Genomic DNA, 14,668 nt, shown 5'->3' with positions numbered 1-14,668 from the left:
ACTGTTAAGCGGTCGAGTATTCACGAGAAAAATCAGAGAATAACCCTGCAACGTTCAGAGGGTTTGTGGCACACTGCGCTTTTCGCACGGTATGGCCGAGATCGTCCGGCGGTTATTGATGAGAGAGTAAAACGACATGAAATGGCTATGTTCTGTAGGTGTCGCCGTCAGCCTGGCGCTGCAACCTGCGCTGGCAGAGGATTTGTTTGGTAACCATCCGCTCACGCCTGAAGCCCGGGACGCGTTTGTCACGGAATTGCTCAAGAAAATGACGGTCGATGAAAAGATCGGCCAGCTGCGTCTGATCAGCGTCGGTCCGGATAACCCAAAAGAGGCGATCCGCGAGATGATCAAAGACGGGCAGGTTGGCGCCATCTTTAATACCGTCACCCGTCAGGATATCCGCAAGATGCAGGATCAGGTGATGGATCTCAGCCGCCTGAAAATTCCACTGTTCTTCGCCTATGACGTGGTACACGGCCAGCGTACCGTCTTTCCCATCAGCCTTGGCTTAGCCTCCTCGTTTAACCTCGACGCGGTGAAAACCGTGGGGCGCGTATCGGCTTATGAAGCCGCGGACGACGGCCTGAACATGACCTGGGCACCGATGGTGGATGTCTCGCGCGATCCGCGCTGGGGTCGCGGCTCGGAAGGCTTCGGTGAAGATACGTATTTAACTGCCACAATGGGCAAAACCATGGTGGAAGCGATGCAGGGCAAGAGTCCGGCGGATCGCTATTCGGTGATGACCAGCGTCAAGCACTTCGCGGCCTATGGCGCAGTGGAAGGCGGTAAAGAGTACAACACCGTCGACATGAGCCCGCAGCGCCTGTTTAACGACTACATGCCGCCGTACAAGGCAGGGCTCGATGCGGGGAGCGGCGCGGTGATGGTGGCGCTGAACTCACTCAACGGCACGCCAGCGACGTCTGATTCCTGGCTACTGAAAGACGTGCTGCGCGACCAGTGGGGCTTCAAGGGCATCACGGTGTCTGACCACGGCGCGATTAAGGAGCTTATCAAACACGGCACCGCCTCCGACCCGGAAGATGCGGTGCGCGTGGCGCTCAAGTCCGGTATCAACATGAGCATGAGTGACGAGTACTACAGCAAATACCTGCCGGGTCTGGTGAAGAGCGGCAAAGTCACGATGGCGGAGCTGGACGATGCCACGCGTCACGTGCTGAATGTGAAATACGATATGGGGCTGTTTAACGATCCTTACAGTCACCTCGGGCCGAAAGATTCTGATCCTGTGGACACTAACGCCGAAAGCCGTCTGCACCGCAAAGAAGCGCGTGACGTGGCGCGCGAAAGCCTGGTGCTGCTGAAAAATCGCCTCGACACGCTGCCGCTGAAAAAATCCGGCACCATTGCCGTGGTAGGCCCGCTGGCCGACAGCAAGCGCGACGTCATGGGCAGCTGGTCTGCCGCGGGCGTGGCCGACCAGTCCGTGACCGTGCTGACCGGGATTAAGAGCGCCGTGGGTGATAACGCGAAAGTGCTGTATGCCAAAGGCGCCAACGTCACCAACGATAAAGACATCGTGACCTTCCTCAACCAGTATGAGGAAGCGGTGAAGGTCGATCCGCGCACGCCGAAGGAGATGATTGACGAGGCGGTGAATACCGCGAAGCAGTCTGACGTTGTTGTTGCGGTCGTGGGCGAAGCGCAGGGGATGGCGCATGAAGCCTCCAGCCGAACGGACATCACCATCCCGCAGAGCCAGCGCGATCTGATCGCCGCCCTGAAAGCCACCGGCAAGCCGCTGGTGCTGGTGCTGATGAATGGTCGTCCGCTGGCGCTGGTGAAAGAGGACCAGCAGGCTGACGCCATTCTGGAAACCTGGTTCGCTGGTACCGAAGGCGGTAACGCCATCGCCGACGTGCTGTTTGGCGATTACAACCCGTCGGGCAAGCTGCCGATGTCCTTCCCGCGCTCTGTCGGGCAGATCCCGGTTTACTACAGCCACCTGAACACCGGTCGTCCTTACAATGCTGACAAACCGAACAAGTACACCTCCCGTTACTTCGACGAAGCTAACGGCCCGCTGTATCCGTTTGGTTACGGTCTGAGCTACACCACCTTCAAGGTCTCTGACGTGAAAATGTCGGCGCCAACCCTGAAGCGTGACGGCAAGGTCACCGCCAGCGTTGACGTGACCAACACCGGCAAGCGCGAAGGGGCGACGGTGATCCAGATGTACGTTCAGGATGTCACGGCCTCCATGAGCCGTCCGGTGAAACAGCTGCGCGGCTTCGAGAAGGTCACTCTGAAACCTGGCGAAACCAAAACCATCAGCTTCCCGATTGACGTGGACGCGCTGAAGTTCTGGAACCAGCAGATGAAATACGATGCGGAACCGGGCAAGTTTAATGTCTTTATCGGCGTGGATTCCGCCCGCGTAAACCAGGGCGAATTCGAGCTGCTGTAACCTTTCCTGCCTTTGCATCCCCCGACTTCCGGGGGATGCGTCTTACCTTATGCTAAAAAGGCATTTTGCCGGGTAAATCCGCCGTTTTAAGCTACGCTTTTCTCTCAAGCCTCTGAAAAAGGCGATAAAAAAATGAGGACAGCGGAATGACGATTAAAACGGGGATGGTAGCTTCTGTGGCGCTACTCGCAGCGCTAAGCCTGCCGCTACAGGCGGCGGAGCCGGTAAAAGTGGGCTCAAAGATCGATACCGAAGGCGCGCTGCTTGGCAATATTATTCTGCAGGTGCTGGAAAGACACGGCGTGAAAACTGTCAATAAAGTCCAGCTCGGCACCACGCCCGTCGTACGCGGCGCGATTACCTCCGGCGAACTGGATATCTACCCGGAATACACCGGCAACGGGGCATTCTTCTTCAAAGATGAAAACGATCCGGCATGGAAAAACGCCAGCGCCGGGTATGAAAAAGTCAAAAAACTTGACGCGGAACAGAACAAACTGGTCTGGCTGACGCCGGCCCCGGCCAACAATACCTGGACTATCGCCGTGCGTAAGGACGTGGCGGAGAAAGGTAAACTGACCACGCTTGCGGATCTCAGCCGCTACCTGAAAGAGAAGGGCGACTTTAAGCTGGCGGCGTCCGCGGAGTTTATCGAGCGGCCTGACGCGCTACCGGCGTTTGAAAAAGCCTATAACTTCAAGCTTGACCAGGCGCAGCTGCTCTCGCTGGCGGGCGGCGATACCGCGGTGACCATCAAAGCTGCGGCGCAGCAAACCTCCGGCGTTAACGCCGCAATGGCTTACGGCACCGACGGCCCGGTCGCGGCGCTCGGCCTGCAAACCCTGACCGATCCAAAAGGCGTTCAGCCGATTTACGCCCCAACTCCGGTGGTGCGCGAGGCGGTGCTGAAAGCGTACCCGGACATTGCAGAATGGCTCAAACCGGTCTTCGAAAAGCTGGATGAAAAAACGCTGCAGCAGCTGAATGCCAGCATTGCCGTCGAGGGGCTGGATGCCAAAAAAGTGGCCGCCGACTTCCTGAAACAACAAGGGCTTGTGAAGTAACGGGAAAGGGCTGTGCCGATAAAATGTCATAACCGCGTACTGCTGCTGTTGGCCTGCGTGGCCATCGCGGCAGTCGCACTACCGTTTGTGAATGTTGCCCCTAACCGCCTGATGTCGGGAGAAGGAAAAGCGCTCTGGCAAATCTGGTCGTTCACGCCGTGGTGTCTGGCGTCGGCGCTCGGCGCGTGGGTGATCCTTTCTCTCTGGCAGGGGCGCACGGCGCAGTGGCTGACGCTGCTCCTCGCTGAAGGGCTGTTTATCATCCTGTTCTGGGGAGCCGGGCTGGCGGCAACGCATATGACGTCGGCGGAAAGTCCGCTGGCGAGAACCACGGTGGGCAGCGGCCTCTGGCTCTGGCTGGCGCTGTGTCTGCTGGCCTGCAGCGACGCCATTCGTCGACTCATCGCAAGTAGCGTCTGGCGCTGGGTACTTAATGCGCAGATATGGTGTATTCCCTTATTTCTGCTTTTCAGCGGTGAGCTGAACAACCTTTCGCTGTTAAAAGAGTACGCTAACCGACAGGAGGTGTTTGATGATGCCCTGGCGCAACATCTGACCCTTCTTTTCGGCACGCTCTTTCCGGCGCTCCTGCTCGGGATACCCCTGGGCATGTGGTGCTATCGCCATCCTTCACGTCAGGGCGGTATTTTTGCCGTGCTTAACGTTATCCAGACCATCCCTTCCGTCGCGCTGTTTGGTCTGCTGATTGCCCCGCTGGCCGGGCTGGTGAAGTCGTTTCCCGCGCTGGGAACGCTGGGCATCGCCGGAACGGGGTTAACGCCTGCCCTGATTGCGCTGGTGCTGTATGCGCTGTTGCCACTGGTGCGCGGTGTGGTCGCGGGCTTAAGCCAGGTCGCCCCGGATGTGCTGGAAAGCGCCCATGCGATGGGGATGAGCGCGCGGCAGTGTTTCTGGAAGATCCAGCTGCCGCTGGCGCTGCCCCTGCTGCTGCGCAGTCTGCGGGTGGTGGCGGTACAAACCGTTGGTATGGCGGTCATCGCGGCGCTGATTGGCGCGGGGGGATTTGGTGCGCTGGTCTTCCAGGGGCTGCTGAGCAGTGCTCTGGATCTGGTGCTGTTGGGTGTGGTACCCACGATTGCGCTGGCGGTTGTTGTCGACGCCCTGTTTGCCTTATGGCTCGCGCTGCTCGGGAGAAGAGCCAATGATTGAATTTCTTGATGTCAGTAAAACCTTTGCCGGCCGCCCGGCCGCGAGCCATCTGAACCTGAATTTTGCCGAGGGGGCGTTTTCGGTGCTGATTGGCACCTCCGGGTCGGGAAAATCCACCACGCTGAAGATGATCAACCGGCTGGTTGAGCATGACAGCGGGATGATCCGCTTTGCCGGGGAAGAGATCCGCAGCCTGCCGGTGCTGGAGCTGCGTCGCCGGATGGGATACGCCATTCAGTCTATCGGCCTGTTTCCGCACTGGACGGTGGCGCAGAACATTGCCACCGTACTACAGCTGGAGAAATGGTCGCGGGCTAACATCGCCGACCGGGTTGATGAACTGATGGCGCTGCTGGGGCTGGAGTCCGCGCTGCGTGACCGCTATCCGCATCAGTTATCCGGGGGCCAGCAGCAGCGCGTGGGCGTGGCGCGCGCGCTGGCGGCCAATCCGCAGGTACTGCTGATGGATGAACCCTTTGGCGCGCTGGACCCGGTGACGCGCGGGGCGCTGCAGGCAGAGATGACCCGCATTCACCGCATTCTCGGACGCACGATCGTGCTCGTGACGCACGACATTGATGAAGCCCTGCGTCTGGCTGACCATCTGGTGCTGATGGATCATGGCGAGGTGGTGCAGCAGGGCCCGCCGCTTGAGCTATTAACATGGCCGAAGAACGATTTTGTGCGCGAATTTTTTGGCCGCAGCGAGTTGGGTGTCAGGCTGCTCTCCCTGCGGACGGTCAGTGACTATATGCGTCGGGAAGAGATGCCGGTGAGCGGCGAGCCATTACAGGAGCAGATGAGCCTGCGGGATGCCCTCTCCGCGTTTGTCGCGCGCCAGTGCGAGGTATTACCCGTTTCGGATGCACGGGGGGCGCCATGCGGTACCTTACATTTTCGCGATCTGCTGGCAGGGGAGGTGGCGCGTGAAGGCTCTGCGTGATCCGCTTCTCTGGCTGGTAGCGCTTTTTGTCGCCTTACTGTTTCTGATGCCCCACAGCGCGGCGCTGTTTAGTACGCTGTTCCCCGGGCTGCCGCGGCCGGTGTATCAGCAGGAGAGCTTTGTTAATCTCGCCCTGGCGCATCTCTGGCTGGTGGCGCTCTCAAGCGCCATTGCGGTGGTGCTGGGCACCGGTGCCGGTATCGCGGTGACACGGCCTGCGGGTCGGGAGTTTCGTCCGCTGGTGGAGACCATTGCGGCCATAGGACAGACGTTTCCCCCGGTGGCGGTGCTGGCGATAGCGGTCCCGGTGATGGGCTTTGGGCAGCAGCCTGCCATCATTGCGCTGATTCTGTATGGCGTATTGCCGGTGTTGCAGGGCACGCTGGCGGGCCTCGCGGCAGTACCTGCGTCCGTACTGAGCGTGGCGGAAGGAATGGGGATGAGTCGCGGCCAGCGGCTGCGTAAGGTTGAGCTGCCGCTTGCGGCACCGGTTATCATTGCCGGGATCCGCACGTCGGTGATCGTTAACATCGGGACGGCGACCATCGCGTCTACGGTCGGTGCCAGTACGTTGGGAACGCCGATTATTATCGGCTTAAGCGGGTTTAATACGGCCTATATTGTGCAGGGGGCGGTGCTGGTCGCGCTGGCGGCAATCGTCGTCGATCGCATTTTTGAGCGACTGGCGCAGTACCTCAGCCGACACCGCCACGAACGATAAACGAGTACCCTGCCAGCATCACGCCGCCGATACCGCTTACAGCCATCAGGACAAAAAGGGTAATAACGGCCAGTTTGGTTGCCTTCATCATCTGCTCCTGTTGTTAACGGAACAATTATACGGTGAAGCGCTGCTGTTAATGAACCATTAAATGCCGTTATGGCTCATCCGGGCCAAGGGAATAAACCGGGTAACCACTCTCGCGCCATTGTGTCAGCAGCTGTTGCTGGGTGGCGGACGGCACTTCGCCACACCAGACCAGCAGGGTATGACCGTCGAAAAACTCAGGTCTGAGCTGCGCCAGAGAGTGCGCCAGGACATCCACGCGCCAGCCCTTCTGGGTCGCAATCCACGCTTCCAGCCACAGGCGGGTGGTGTCGTGTACGTTCCAGCCGACCACCAGCGCATCTTTTCCGGCTTTGTTCTTCGCTGAGGCAAGGCAAACGGCAATGTAGTTGATCAGCACGCCGTCGAGCATACTGAGCAGTGCCTGCAAAGTAGACTGCTGGCACTGCAGGCGTCGACGCAGTGGAATAAACAGATGGGTGATCAGCGTCTGCGCCGGATAATCGCGACCCTGCTCTTTTATCCATCCGCGCAGACGCTGCAGGTTGCCTGCCTGCAGGAGCCGCAACAGGGTTTCCTGTTGTTCGCGCCAGCGGTGTTGCGTGTCAGGGTCGTCGTGGCTGAGGAGGGACTTCACTTTCCCGACCTGCACCCCGTTGTCGATCCAGCTTTTGATCTCACGGATACGGTCGATATCGGCATCATTGAAAAGGCGGTGCCCACCGTCCGTTCTCTGCGGTTTGAGTAATCCATACCGTCGCTGCCACGCCCGTAGGGTAACGGGATTGATATCACAAAGGAGTGCCACTTCACCTATCGTGTAAAGCGCCATATTCGCCCCCTGGCTTACGCGTCCCCAGCTTAACTGTAGACCCAGTTTGCCGAACCAGGAAGAGTTGATTGATTTTTGAACAAACAATGCGAAGCATGCGCGATATTCAGAAAAAGGTGTGATAACGGACACGATTTTGCGCTTTTTTGGGATGCTTCAAAGAAAGTTGAGCCGTACCCGTGTATGTTACGCGTTTTTAGCGTGTGCGGTTTTGAGTATGTACGAGTTTAATCTGGTGCTGCTGTTGCTTCAGCAGATGTGCGTGTTTCTTGTCATTGCATGGCTGATGAGTAAAACGCGCCTGTTTATCCCGCTGATGCAAGTCACCGTACGCCTGCCGCACAAATTCCTCTGCTATGTCGTATTTTCCATATTCTGCATTATGGGGACCTGGTTTGGTCTCCATATCGAAGATTCTATTGCCAATACGCGCGCTATCGGCGCGGTGATGGGCGGGCTGCTGGGCGGTCCGGTCGTCGGGGGGCTCGTTGGTTTAACCGGGGGGCTGCATCGTTATTCCATGGGCGGGATGACGGCCCTGAGCTGTATGATCTCGACGATCGTGGAAGGGCTGCTCGGCGGCCTGGTCCACAGCTACATGATTAAACGCGGCCGGCCGGATAAAGTCTTTAGCCCCCTGACCGCCGGGGCGATCACCTTTGTGGCTGAAATGGCGCAGATGGCGATCATTCTGCTGATTGCCCGTCCCTTCGACGATGCGCTGCACCTGGTCGGCAGTATTGCCGCCCCGATGATGGTCACCAACACCGTGGGCGCGGCGCTGTTTATGCGTATTCTCCTCGACAAGCGCGCCATGTTTGAGAAGTACACCTCAGCCTTTTCCGCCACGGCGCTCAAGGTTGCTGCCTCGACCGAAGGTATCCTGCGCCAGGGGTTTAACGAAGAGAACAGCATGAAGGTGGCGCTGGTGCTCTACAAGGAGCTGGACATCGGCGCGGTGGCCATAACCGACCGCGAGCGGCTGCTGGCCTTTACCGGCACCGGGGACGATCACCATCTGCCGGGTAAACCCATCTCCTCAGCCTATACGTTGCGCGCCATTGAGACCGGCGAGGTGGTGTATGCCGACGGTAACGAAGTGCCTTACCGCTGTTCGCTGCATCCGCAGTGCAAGCTCGGTTCCACCCTGGTCATTCCGCTGCGCGGCGAAAATCAGCGGGTGATGGGCACCATCAAGCTGTATGAGGCGAAAAACCGTCTGTTCAGCTCGATCAACCGCACGCTGGGGGAGGGGATCGCCCAGCTGCTGTCAGCGCAAATCCTCGCCGGGCAATATGAACGGCAGAAGGCTCTGCTGACCCAGTCAGAAATTAAACTGCTGCATGCCCAGGTCAATCCGCATTTCCTGTTTAATGCGCTCAACACCCTCAAAGCGGTGATCCGCCGCGACAGCGATCAGGCCGCGCAGCTGGTACAGTTTCTGTCGACCTTTTTCCGCAAAAACCTGAAACGGCCGTCGGAGATCGTCACCCTCGCCGATGAGATTGAGCATGTGAATGCGTACCTCCAGATCGAGCAGGCGCGTTTCCAGTCGCGCCTGCAGGTGTCGCTCTCCGTTCCGGACGAGCTGGCGTACCAGCATCTCCCGGCGTTTACCCTGCAGCCTATCGTGGAAAACGCCATTAAACACGGTACGTCTCAGCTTTTGGGAACAGGGCAGATAACCATCGCCGCCAGCCGGTTCAATCACCATCTGGTGCTGGACATTGAAGATAATGCCGGGCTTTATCAGCCTTCCGCCTCCGGCGGTTTAGGGATGAGCCTGGTGGATAAACGCCTGCGCGCCCATTTTGGCGATGACTGCGGCATTACCGTCGCCTGCGAGCCTGACCGATTTACCCGTATTACCTTACGACTGCCGCTGGAGGAAAACGCATGTTAAGAGTGCTGATTGTGGATGACGAGCCGCTGGCACGGGAAAACCTGCGCGTTCTGCTGCAGGAGCAGCCGGATATAGAGATTGTGGGAGAGTGTGCCAACGCCATTGAGGCCATTGGCGCGGTGCACAAGCTGCGCCCGGATGTGCTGTTCCTCGATATTCAGATGCCCCGCATCAGCGGACTGGAGATGGTCGGCATGCTCGACCCGGAGCATCGTCCCTACATCGTGTTTCTCACGGCGTTCGATGAATATGCCGTCAAAGCCTTTGAGGAGCACGCGTTTGATTATCTACTCAAGCCAATTGAAGAGAAGCGTCTGGAAAAAACGCTCACGCGCTTACGCCAGGAGCGCACCGCGCAGGATGTCACCGTGCTGCCGGAAAACCAGCAGCCGCTAAAGTTTATCCCCTGCACCGGACACAGCCGGATTTATCTTTTGCAGATGGATGATGTGGCGTTTGTCAGCAGCCGCCTGAGCGGCGTATTTGTCACCAGCGCAGAAGGGAACGAAGGGTTCACCGAACTGACGCTGCGCACGCTGGAGAGCCGCACGCCGCTGATACGCTGCCATCGTCAGTATCTGGTCAATATGGCGCACCTGAAAGAGATCCGGCTGGAAGATAACGGCCAGGCCGAGTTGGTCCTGCGCGCCGGGCAAACCGTTCCGGTCAGCCGCCGCTACCTGAAGAGTTTGAAAGAGGCGATTGGGCTGTAAAACTGCTACACTGCGCGCCATTGCATCATCGACATTCGAAGGCTCTATGCTAAGTAACGATATTCTTCGTAGCCTGCGCTACACCCTGAAAGCGAACAATAACGACATGGTGCGCATTCTTGCGCTGTCGGACATGGAATCCACCTCTGCCGGTTTCGACACCTGGATGACCAAAGAAGACGAAGAGGGGTTTGTGCGCTGCCCTGACATTATTCTGTCGGGTTTCCTGAATGGTCTAATCTACGATAAGCGTGGCAAAGATGACTCTGCGCCAGAGCTGGCGCTGGAGCGTCGGGTGAATAACAATACGGTACTCAAAAAACTGCGCATCGCATTCTCGCTGAAAACGGATGATATTGTGGCGATCATGACGGAGCAAAAATTCCGCGTCTCCGTGCCGGAAGTGACCGCCATGATGCGCGCCCCGGACCATAAAAATTACCGCGAGTGCGGCGACCAGTTTCTGCGTAATTTCCTGCGCGGGCTGACTCAGAGGGTGCATAACCCGAAGGCGTGATTGCGCAATGGGTGCGGCCTGATGCCCTCACCCCGGCCCTCTCCCACAGGGAGAGGGAGAACAAAAAAGCCGGATAATAATCCGGCTTTTTTGTTATTTCACCTGCTGACCCGGCTTCGCGCCTTCGTCAGGGCTTAACAGGAAGATATCTTTCCCGCCAGGGCCTGCGGCCATCACCATCCCCTCAGAGATGCCGAAGCGCATTTTACGTGGTGCCAGGTTGGCGACCATCACGGTCTGACGGCCAATCAGCACCTGCGGATCCGGGTAAGCTGAACGGATGCCGGAGAAGACGTTGCGCTTCTCACCGCCCAGATCCAGCGTCAGGCGCAGCAGTTTGTCAGAGCCTTCCACAAATTCCGCGTTCTCAATCAGCGCCACGCGCAGGTCGACTTTGGCGAAATCATCAAAAGTGATGGTGTCCTGAATCGGATCGTCTGCCAGCGGGCCGGTCACCGGTGCCGCAGCCGCCTTCACCTCTTCCTTAGAGGCTTCCACCAGCGCTTCAACCTGTTTCATCTCAATGCGGTTGTACAGCGCTTTGAAGGTGTTCACCTTGTGGCCGAGCAGCGGCTGCTGGATAGCATCCCAGCTCAGTTCGGTGTTCAGGAACGCTTCTGCACGGGCTGCCAGCTGCGGCAGTACCGGCTTCAGCCAGGTCATCAGCACGCGGAACATATTCAGGCCCATGGTGCAGATGGCCTGCAGATCGGCATCACGGCCTTCCTGTTTCGCGACCACCCACGGAGCCTGCTCGTCCACATAGCGGTTGGCAACATCGGCCAGCGCCATGATTTCACGAATCGCTTTACCGAATTCACGGCTTTCCCAGGCTTCGCCAATCGCAGCGGCGGCATCGGTGAAGGTTTTATACAGCTCAGGATCGGCCAGTTCGGCAGAAAGCACGCCGTCAAAACGTTTGGCGATAAATCCTGCGTTACGGGACGCCAGGTTCACCACCTTGTTAACGATGTCCGCGTTCACGCGCTGCACGAAATCTTCCAGGTTAAGGTCGATATCGTCGATGCGCGAAGAGAGCTTCGCGGTGTAGTAATAGCGCAGGCTGTCCGCGTCGAAGTGGTTCAGCCAGGTGCTGGCTTTAATGAATGTCCCGCGGGACTTGGACATCTTCGCGCCGTTGACGGTTACGTAGCCATGCACGAACAGGTTGGTTGGCTTGCGGAAGTTGCTGCCTTCCAGCATGGCCGGCCAGAACAGGCTGTGGAAGTAAACGATGTCTTTGCCGATGAAGTGGTACAACTCGGCCGTGGAATCTTTCTTCCAGTATTCGTCGAAGCTGACGGTGTCGCCACGCTTGTCGCACAGGTTCTTGAAGGAACCCATGTAGCCGATTGGCGCATCCAGCCAGACGTAGAAATACTTGCCCGGTGCGTTCGGGATTTCAAAGCCGAAGTATGGCGCATCACGGGAGATATCCCACTGCTGCAGACCGGATTCGAACCACTCCTGCATCTTGTTCGCCACCTGCTCCTGCAGCGCGCCGCTGCGGGTCCACGCCTGCAGCATTTCGCTGAAGGACGGCAGATCGAAGAAGAAGTGCTCGGAGTCACGCATTACAGGCGTGGCGCCTGAAACCACCGATTTTGGCTCGATAAGCTCGGTCGGGCTGTAGGTCGCGCCGCACACTTCGCAGTTATCGCCGTACTGGTCCGGGGATTTACATTTCGGGCAGGTGCCTTTGACGAAACGGTCCGGCAGGAACATGCCTTTTTCCGGATCGTACAGCTGAGAGATGGTGCGGTTTTTAATAAAACCGTTCTCTTTCAGACGGGTGTAGATAAGCTCCGACAGCTCGCGGTTCTCGTCGCTGTGCGTGGAGTGATAGTTGTCATAGCTGATGTCAAAGCCAGCAAAATCAGTTTGATGCTCCTGACTCATTTCGGCAATCATCTGCTCCGGGGAAATCCCCAGCTGCTGCGCTTTCAGCATGATCGGCGTGCCGTGGGCATCGTCCGCACAGATGAAGTTAACCTCGTGGCCGCGCATTCGCTGGTAACGGACCCAGACATCAGCCTGGATATGCTCCAGCATGTGGCCGAGGTGGATTGAGCCGTTGGCGTACGGCAGTGCGCACGTTACCAGAATTTTCTTCGCGACTTGAGTCATAGTAGGCATTACTTCTTTCAACTGTGAAAAGGGTTTTTGATATTACCAAAAGGGGCATTATTAAGTAAGCACAAACCACGGCCTTTCAGGTAAACTTGTTCATCTAAGGTCTTATTCACAAGAACAAAGGAGTCGGGATGAGTTCTCAATCCCAGGCCAAATCACCGGAAGCCTTACGAGCAATGGTCGCCGGGACGCTGGCTAACTTTCAGCATCCAACCCTGAAGCACAATCTGACTACGCTGAAAGCGTTACATCACGTTGCCTGGCTGGACGACACGCTGCACATTGAACTGCAGATGCCCTTCGTCTGGACCAGCGCCTTTGACGCGCTGAAAGAGCAAACCAGCGCTGAACTGCTGCGCATTACCGGCGCGAAAGCCATCGACTGGAAGCTGAGCCACAGCATCGCCACCCTCAAGCGGGTGAAAAACCAGCCGGGCGTTAACGGTGTGAAAAACATCATTGCGGTCAGCTCGGGTAAGGGCGGGGTGGGTAAATCCTCCACGGCTGTCAACCTGGCGCTGGCGCTGGCGGCAGAAGGGGCGAAGGTCGGTATTCTGGATGCCGATATCTACGGCCCGTCCATTCCCAATATGCTGGGCGCAGAGAATCAGCGTCCAACCTCGCCGGACGGCACCCACATGGCGCCAATTATGGCGCACGGTCTGGCCACGAACTCCATCGGTTATCTGGTCACCGACGACAACGCCATGGTCTGGCGTGGCCCAATGGCCAGCAAAGCGTTGATGCAGATGCTGCAGGAGACGATGTGGCCGGATCTGGATTATCTGGTGCTGGATATGCCGCCGGGTACCGGTGATATTCAGCTGACGCTGGCGCAAAACATCCCGGTCACGGGCGCGGTTGTCGTGACGACTCCGCAGGATATCGCGCTGATCGACGCCAAAAAAGGCATCGTGATGTTTGAAAAAGTGGAGGTGCCGGTGCTCGGTATTGTCGAGAACATGAGCATGCACATCTGCAGCAACTGCGGTCACCACGAGCCTATCTTCGGGACCGGTGGGGCAGAAAAACTGGCCGCGAAGTATCACACCCAGCTGCTGGGGCAGATGCCGCTGCACATTACCCTGCGTGAAGATCTGGACAGCGGGAAACCGACGGTCGTCAGCCGTCCGGACAGTGAGTTTGCAGAGATGTATCGTCAACTGGCGGGGCGCGTGGCCGCGCAGCTCTACTGGCAGGGGGAAGTCATCCCTGGCGACATCGCGTTCCGCGCGGTGTAAATCCTCAGCGCGAATGGCCGGGTGGCGCTTCGCTTACCCGGCCTACAAATGGCACCATTACGTAGGTCGGGTAAGGCGAAGCCGCCACCCGACGTTAACGCAAACGGTAATGCATCAGGTAGTACTCTCCCTCCGGAGAATCCCCCGTTGCCTCAATGTGCCAGCCGTGCCGCTGGTAGAACGCGATAGCCCGCGTATTCTTCACCAGACATTTCAGTGACCCCGTACTGGTGAACGTCTTCTGCACATGTTCCAGGAGCACGTGCCCGACCCCAAGACCTTGATACTGCGGGTCAACAAACAGGTTGTGCAGAAAATTATCGTTCGTCCACACTGACGCAAAACCCAGACGATGGCCGTTCTGAGTGGCAACCCAGATCGCTTCGTCACGCGTTGCTGCGTCAAAATCTTCGAGCTGCCAGTCAGTACTGTCCAGCCATGGCCAGGCTTCACGCCGGGCGTGGAGGAAGAGGGTACGCAGGAAAGGGCGGTCGCTTTCCTGCCAGCGACGAATCAGGATCGTATCAGCGATGATAGAAGATATCTCCGTTGTAGGCTTTGTAGATTTTACCGTCTGCATCGCCAATCAGGACGTAGTTTTCACCCATATAGGTCCAGTGGGTACCCGCATCCGGTGCCGGAAGGTTACGCAGTTGATACTGTTTGATGGTGTATTCCGGGGTTTGATACTGCGCGGGCGCCGTGTCGCCAATTTTAAACTTCGTGAAATCAGCAATGAACTCCTGTTCTTCATAAGCTTTGATGCCGCCAGACGCCGACGCGGTTTGCGGGGCTGCTGACGCTGCACTTGCAAGAGACATTACTACACCCAGAAGCAGCCATGTACGCTTAGCCATTTTTTCTCCAGTTATACCGTTACTGATACTCTCAGCCTGCTGAGAGCCTATTTTAAGTATCCCCGCAGGGGCTG

At 57.8% G+C, this 14,668-nt stretch carries 14 protein-coding genes; 9 read left to right on the top strand and 5 right to left on the bottom strand.

What is annotated here, in order from left to right; genetic code table 11:
- Positions 1-136 precede the first annotated feature (136 nt).
- From bglX to SP99_RS15090, 5 genes are all read left to right on the top strand, one after another.
- On the top strand, positions 137-2,434 hold the full coding sequence (bglX, locus tag SP99_RS15110; protein WP_047959093.1) for a beta-glucosidase BglX: 2,298 nt from the start codon (positions 137-139) through the stop codon (positions 2,432-2,434).
- 146 nt (positions 2,435-2,580) lie between these two features.
- On the top strand, positions 2,581-3,498 hold the full coding sequence (osmF, locus tag SP99_RS15105) for a glycine betaine ABC transporter substrate-binding protein OsmF (RefSeq protein ID WP_047959092.1): 918 nt from the start codon (positions 2,581-2,583) through the stop codon (positions 3,496-3,498).
- A 12-nt stretch (positions 3,499-3,510) separates the two neighbouring features.
- On the top strand, positions 3,511-4,668 hold the full coding sequence (locus SP99_RS15100) for an ABC transporter permease (RefSeq protein WP_045285174.1): 1,158 nt from the start codon (positions 3,511-3,513) through the stop codon (positions 4,666-4,668).
- Complete coding sequence (locus SP99_RS15095) at positions 4,661-5,611, top strand: ABC transporter ATP-binding protein (RefSeq protein ID WP_047959091.1); 951 nt, start codon at positions 4,661-4,663, stop codon at positions 5,609-5,611. The genes SP99_RS15100 and SP99_RS15095 overlap by 8 nt, the downstream gene beginning before the upstream one ends.
- A complete protein-coding gene (locus tag SP99_RS15090; protein WP_047959090.1) occupies positions 5,595-6,332 on the top strand; it encodes an ABC transporter permease in 738 nt (245 codons plus the stop codon). Before SP99_RS15095 ends, SP99_RS15090 begins: the two co-directional genes overlap by 17 nt.
- On the opposite strand, the gene SP99_RS23890 is transcribed toward SP99_RS15090, so the two are convergent.
- Both SP99_RS23890 and mlrA read right to left on the bottom strand, forming a co-directional pair.
- Positions 6,307-6,420 carry a protein YohO gene (locus tag SP99_RS23890; protein ID WP_010433613.1) on the bottom strand — a complete coding sequence of 38 codons (114 nt, stop codon included), beginning with the start codon at positions 6,418-6,420 and terminating at the stop codon, positions 6,307-6,309. The two genes, SP99_RS15090 and SP99_RS23890, sit on opposite strands and share 26 nt — an antisense overlap.
- A gap of 69 nt (positions 6,421-6,489) precedes the next feature.
- Positions 6,490-7,230: an HTH-type transcriptional regulator MlrA gene (gene mlrA, locus SP99_RS15085; protein ID WP_047959089.1), complete on the bottom strand. Its 741-nt coding sequence runs from the start codon at positions 7,228-7,230 to the stop codon at positions 6,490-6,492.
- A gap of 217 nt (positions 7,231-7,447) precedes the next feature.
- Here mlrA and SP99_RS15080 point away from each other — a divergent pair, with 217 nt between their 5' ends.
- Genes SP99_RS15080 through SP99_RS15070 form a run of 3 tightly spaced genes read left to right on the top strand, consistent with a single transcriptional unit; the run spans position 7,448 to position 10,363 of the window.
- Positions 7,448-9,133, top strand: coding sequence for a sensor histidine kinase (locus SP99_RS15080; RefSeq protein ID WP_047959088.1), 1,686 nt, complete (start codon positions 7,448-7,450; stop codon positions 9,131-9,133).
- Entirely contained in the window at positions 9,127-9,846 is a 720-nt protein-coding gene (gene btsR, locus SP99_RS15075; protein ID WP_025760014.1) for a two-component system response regulator BtsR, read from the top strand. Before SP99_RS15080 ends, btsR begins: the two co-directional genes overlap by 7 nt.
- A gap of 46 nt (positions 9,847-9,892) precedes the next feature.
- Positions 9,893-10,363: a YehS family protein gene (locus SP99_RS15070; RefSeq protein WP_045285177.1), complete on the top strand. Its 471-nt coding sequence runs from the start codon at positions 9,893-9,895 to the stop codon at positions 10,361-10,363.
- A gap of 93 nt (positions 10,364-10,456) precedes the next feature.
- Here the strand turns inward: SP99_RS15070 and metG are convergent, their stop codons facing one another.
- Positions 10,457-12,490, bottom strand: a complete 2,034-nt coding sequence (gene metG, locus SP99_RS15065) for a methionine--tRNA ligase (RefSeq protein ID WP_045285178.1) — start codon at positions 12,488-12,490, stop codon at positions 10,457-10,459.
- A gap of 137 nt (positions 12,491-12,627) precedes the next feature.
- Here metG and apbC point away from each other — a divergent pair, with 137 nt between their 5' ends.
- Positions 12,628-13,737 (top strand): iron-sulfur cluster carrier protein ApbC, encoded by a 1,110-nt coding sequence (gene apbC, locus SP99_RS15060; protein ID WP_025760017.1) that lies wholly within the window; start codon positions 12,628-12,630, stop codon positions 13,735-13,737.
- A gap of 94 nt (positions 13,738-13,831) precedes the next feature.
- On the opposite strand, the gene SP99_RS15055 is transcribed toward apbC, so the two are convergent.
- The gene (locus tag SP99_RS15055; RefSeq protein WP_047959087.1) at positions 13,832-14,317 is read right to left on the bottom strand and encodes a GNAT family N-acetyltransferase; all 486 of its coding nucleotides are present in this window, start codon (positions 14,315-14,317) and stop codon (positions 13,832-13,834) included.
- On the bottom strand, positions 14,262-14,594 hold the full coding sequence (locus SP99_RS15050) for an RcnB family protein (protein ID WP_025760019.1): 333 nt from the start codon (positions 14,592-14,594) through the stop codon (positions 14,262-14,264). The genes SP99_RS15055 and SP99_RS15050 overlap by 56 nt, the downstream gene beginning before the upstream one ends.
- Between the last annotated feature and the right edge of the window lie 74 nt (positions 14,595-14,668).

This window comes from Enterobacter sp. BIDMC92, assembly GCF_001030225.1.
GTDB lineage: Bacteria > Pseudomonadota > Gammaproteobacteria > Enterobacterales > Enterobacteriaceae > Enterobacter > Enterobacter sichuanensis.
This window is presented reverse-complemented; position numbering and strand designations above follow the sequence as displayed.

What these genes read in the sequence shown, in the direction of transcription:
- mlrA (WP_047959089.1), bottom strand. Translation starts at nt 7,230, where the DNA reads ATGGCGCTTTACACGATAGGTGAAGTGGCACTCCTTTGTGATATCAAT.
- SP99_RS15070 (WP_045285177.1), top strand. Translation starts at nt 9,893, where the DNA reads ATGCTAAGTAACGATATTCTTCGTAGCCTGCGCTACACCCTGAAAGCG.
- metG (WP_045285178.1), bottom strand. Translation starts at nt 12,490, where the DNA reads ATGACTCAAGTCGCGAAGAAAATTCTGGTAACGTGCGCACTGCCGTAC.
- osmF (WP_047959092.1), top strand. Translation starts at nt 2,581, where the DNA reads ATGACGATTAAAACGGGGATGGTAGCTTCTGTGGCGCTACTCGCAGCG.
- SP99_RS15095 (WP_047959091.1), top strand. Translation starts at nt 4,661, where the DNA reads ATGATTGAATTTCTTGATGTCAGTAAAACCTTTGCCGGCCGCCCGGCC.
- SP99_RS15055 (WP_047959087.1), bottom strand. Translation starts at nt 14,317, where the DNA reads ATGCAGACGGTAAAATCTACAAAGCCTACAACGGAGATATCTTCTATC.
- apbC (WP_025760017.1), top strand. Translation starts at nt 12,628, where the DNA reads ATGAGTTCTCAATCCCAGGCCAAATCACCGGAAGCCTTACGAGCAATG.
- SP99_RS23890 (WP_010433613.1), bottom strand. Translation starts at nt 6,420, where the DNA reads ATGAAGGCAACCAAACTGGCCGTTATTACCCTTTTTGTCCTGATGGCT.
- SP99_RS15050 (WP_025760019.1), bottom strand. Translation starts at nt 14,594, where the DNA reads ATGGCTAAGCGTACATGGCTGCTTCTGGGTGTAGTAATGTCTCTTGCA.
- btsR (WP_025760014.1), top strand. Translation starts at nt 9,127, where the DNA reads ATGTTAAGAGTGCTGATTGTGGATGACGAGCCGCTGGCACGGGAAAAC.
- SP99_RS15080 (WP_047959088.1), top strand. Translation starts at nt 7,448, where the DNA reads ATGTACGAGTTTAATCTGGTGCTGCTGTTGCTTCAGCAGATGTGCGTG.
- bglX (WP_047959093.1), top strand. Translation starts at nt 137, where the DNA reads ATGAAATGGCTATGTTCTGTAGGTGTCGCCGTCAGCCTGGCGCTGCAA.